The sequence below is a fragment of the Streptomyces sp. NPDC002446 genome, from assembly GCF_053595675.1.
Window position 1 is genome coordinate 1 of record NZ_JBSFYC010000152.1, and the last position, 3,436, is coordinate 3,436.

Genomic DNA, 3,436 nt, shown 5'->3' on the forward strand with positions numbered 1-3,436 from the left:
GTCGTACTGCCCGGCCTGGCTGGAGAAGTCCTGGCTCATCTTGTCGCGCAGGTCGTCCTCCGGCAGCACGGTGTAGTTCACCTTGATGCCGGTCTTCTTGGTGAAGTGCTCGGCGGTGAGCTTCTGCAGATCCACCATCTGCGGGTTGTTGACCATCAGGACGTTGAGGGTGTCGGAACCGCCCTTGCCCGTGTCACCGAAGCCGCCGGAGCAGCCGGCGGTGGACAGCGTCAGGGCCAGGGCGACCGAGGTCAGCCCTACGGCGCGGCAGGTACGGCTGCGCATGGGGGATCGTGCTCTCACGGCTCTTGCCTTTCTGGGGACGTACGGGGGACGTCGGGGTGCCCGCGGGCACGATGGGGAGACCGTCCGGCGGCCGGGGCGGCCGTCGGCGGTGAACTGTGGGGTTGTGTACGGGCCGGTCGTCCGGGCGGCCCCGCCCGGTCAGACCCGGAGCACCTGCGGCCCCAGGAGGGAGTAGCGGTGCGCCTCCGGCGCGGACAGGCCCGCGTCGGTGACGATCGCGTCAAAGTCGCTCACCTCGGCGAACCGGCAGAAGCTGCTGGCGCCGAACTTGCTGTGCACCCCGACCAGCACCCGCCGCCGCGAGGAGCGGACGGCCTGCTCCTTCACCTCGGCGACCGCCGGATCAGGGGTGGTCAGACCGTGCTCCCGGGAGACGCCGTTCGCCCCCAGGAACGCCACGTCGATCACGAACCGCGCGAGCATGTCCCGGGCCCAGGACCCCACCGTCGCCTGCGTCCCGGAGCGGACCCGCCCGCCGGTCAGCAGGACGGTGGCCGACTCGGACGCCGCGACCAGCGACGCGGTCCGCAACGACGCGGTGATCACGGTGAGCGGACGGTCGGTCGGCAGCAGCATCGCGACCAGCTCCGGCGTGTAGCCCTCGTCGACGTAGACCGTCTCGGCCTCACCGACCAGCGCCGCCGCGGCCGCGGCGATCCGGCGCTTCTCGGCCACCAGCTGGGTCTCCCGCCGGGCCAGGGTGGTCTCGAAGCCGGCGCTCTCGACCGGGTAGGCCGCGCCGTGCGTGCGCCGGACCAGGCCGCGGCGCTCCAGTTCGCTCAGATCCCGCCGTACGGTCTCGCGGGCGACCCCGAACTCCGCCGCGGCATCGGCGACCTCGACCCGGCCGGCCTGCCGGGCCAGCGCGAGGATGCGGTGCTGGCGTTCCTCGGCCCTCATGGCTCACTCCTGCCGGTTCTAGGGATTCCCTGCTTCCGTTCGGTCACGGGACTGCCCGCTTCCGCCCGCATCAGGTTTATAGCAAGCAGATACCTGCGATTTACTGCCCGCAATCGCAGAAAACCTGACCGTTTCCGCCCGCTTCGGGACGCCGTACGCCTGGCCGGACCCCCGGGCGCGCGCCCGTACGGCCCTGTGCGCGGGCCCGCCGTCCACACCGGCCGCCCCGCTCCCGCCGACCGGCCACGGAGGTGGTGCCCCCGCCCCCGGCACTTAGGCTGGACGCCATGAGCTCGGAAATGCGGTCGTTGGCGGTCACTGCGATCGTGCAGGCGGAAGAGTGTGCGGTGCTGCGGGTCAGCGGGGAGCTGGACCTCCGCACCGAGCAGGCCTTTCTCGCCGAGGCACGGTCGGTGGTCTCGGCCGGCCACCGCTTCCTCGTGCTCGATCTGACCGCGCTGCGCTTCTGCGACTCCCGCGGGCTGAGCTGTCTGCTCGCGCTGGAGTGGCTGTGCCGGCGGCTGGAGGGGCGGCTGCTGCTGGCCTCGCTCGGCGTACGGATGCTGCGGCTGCTGATCGGTACCCAGTCCCTGGGCGTCTTCTCCTGCTACCCCACGGTCGGCCATGCGCTGGCCGCCGTGCCCGACGGCAGCCGCCCGGCGTGGCCGCCCGCGGCGGAGGACCCGTCCGTGTGAAGCGGCCGTGCGCCGGGGTGACGGTCACCGGGCGGGGCAGTCCATCCCCAGCCAGGCGCCGTCGAACCGGGCGAAAGTGATCTTCCGGTACGGGCCGGATTCATAGAGCAGCCCGAAGGTGCCGTCCCTGAGCCGGGCCAGCGTCGAGTAGGCCGCCGCGCCCGGCATGACGGTCCGGGCGATCGGCCAGCTCGCACCGTCGTCGCAGGACGCCCGCACGGTGAGGTTCTCCCGCGCGCGGGTGCTCGCCGTATTGCTGAACAGCAGCCAGTGCGCGCGCGGCTGACGGGCCGGCGCCGACGGGTCGTAGCGCAGGATCGAGGCGTTGTTGACCGGGTCGATCAGCTCGTCGTCCGCGGCCGGGGCGCTGTACGTCAGCCCGCCGTCCCGCGAGTGGGCCACCAGCCGCCTGGTGGCGCTGCTGGTACGGCTGTTGAGCATGACGCGGCCATCGGCCAGCTCGACGGTCTTGTTCTCGTCCATCCGCGGGCCCACCGGCGTCCCCATCCGCCAGCTCGCACCGTGGTCGTCGCTGTACGCGCTGGCCGCCCACATGCTGCCGTCCGCCTTGCGGAACGCGTACTGCTGCAGCAGCCGCCCGCCGGAGAGCTGGCCGCCGGCCCCCGACGAGGCGAAGATGCCCCGCCAGGAAGGGTCCTTGAGGGCACGGGTCAGGCGCCGGTGGCGCCAGCTGCGGCCGCCGTCGTCGGAGTAGCTGTAGTCGGTGTGCAGTACGCGGACACTGTCGTGGGCGTTGCCCGCACCCGCGTTGCCGAACCCCACGCCCTTGGGCGCGTACGCATGGAAGAGGAACACCCGGCCCGTCTGCCGGTCGACGAGCAGGCTCGGATCGCCCGCGCCCACCCCGCCGTCGTAGTCCACCACCGCCCTCGGCGCGCTCCAGGTACGCCCGTTGTCAAAGCTGCGCCGCACCATCACGTCCACATCGCCGGGCAGATCGGCCGCGCTGTCGTTGCGCCGGTCGTAGGCCGCGAGGAGGGTGCCGTCCGGCAGCGCGGTCAGCGCCGGGATGCGGTAGGTGTGCGCACCCCGCCCGGACACCGCCAGATCGGCCGTCTCGTACAGACCGGCCCGGGCGGCGGGCGCCACAGGCACATCCGGCACACCGGCGCCGGTGACGAGCAGCGCGGCCAGCGCGAGGGGACGGGCGGCTTTCACCGACACCTCCGGGACGGACGCGGTGGGGGCCGCTCCAGGGTGCGGGACCGCAACGGTCACGGCGCGCTGAGCGCCGCTGTGGGGGTGACGGGCCGACCGGTCGCCCCGTCGATCCGCGCCCCGGAATACCGCCCGCCGCCCCCGGTGATTTGCGCCCCGGAATACCGCCCGCTCCCACGCCGTTGTGGCCCCGCAGGGGGCCCTCGCGTCCCCTAGATGATTGAGTCCGATGTTTGTGCTGGCCGCGACCATGGCGAAGGACGTCCGTTGGCCTGAGTGTGACTTCTGGCTTGGACGCCCTTCTGGCGGCACTGTACGTGTTCATCGACGACCATGTGGCGCCGTGTCGCCGGATC

General features: G+C 72.5%; 4 protein-coding genes. 1 reads left to right on the forward strand and 3 read right to left on the reverse strand.

The features are described 5' to 3' along the window. Both ACWD6P_RS36820 and ACWD6P_RS36825 read right to left on the reverse strand, forming a co-directional pair. Positions 1-285 (reverse strand): extracellular solute-binding protein (locus tag ACWD6P_RS36820; RefSeq protein WP_451448579.1); only part of this gene is annotated, 285 nt, incomplete at its 3' end. A 159-nt stretch (positions 286-444) separates the two neighbouring features. Continuing rightward, a complete protein-coding gene (locus tag ACWD6P_RS36825) occupies positions 445-1,206 on the reverse strand; it encodes a DeoR/GlpR family DNA-binding transcription regulator (RefSeq protein WP_451448580.1) in 762 nt (253 codons plus the stop codon). A 287-nt stretch (positions 1,207-1,493) separates the two neighbouring features. On the opposite strand from ACWD6P_RS36825, the gene ACWD6P_RS36830 reads away from it, so the two are divergent. Next, positions 1,494-1,901: an STAS domain-containing protein gene (locus tag ACWD6P_RS36830; protein ID WP_451448581.1), complete on the forward strand. Its 408-nt coding sequence runs from the start codon at positions 1,494-1,496 to the stop codon at positions 1,899-1,901. A gap of 24 nt (positions 1,902-1,925) precedes the next feature. On the opposite strand, the gene ACWD6P_RS36835 is transcribed toward ACWD6P_RS36830, so the two are convergent. Beyond that, a complete protein-coding gene (locus ACWD6P_RS36835) occupies positions 1,926-3,080 on the reverse strand; it encodes a sialidase family protein (protein ID WP_451448582.1) in 1,155 nt (384 codons plus the stop codon). Positions 3,081-3,436: the final 356 nt, after the last annotated feature.

Excerpts from the sequence above, each read along its gene's own strand:
- ACWD6P_RS36825 (WP_451448580.1), bottom strand. The coding sequence starts at position 1,206 with ATGAGGGCCGAGGAACGCCAGCACCGCATCCTCGCGCTGGCCCGGCAG.
- ACWD6P_RS36830 (WP_451448581.1), top strand. The coding sequence starts at position 1,494 with ATGAGCTCGGAAATGCGGTCGTTGGCGGTCACTGCGATCGTGCAGGCG.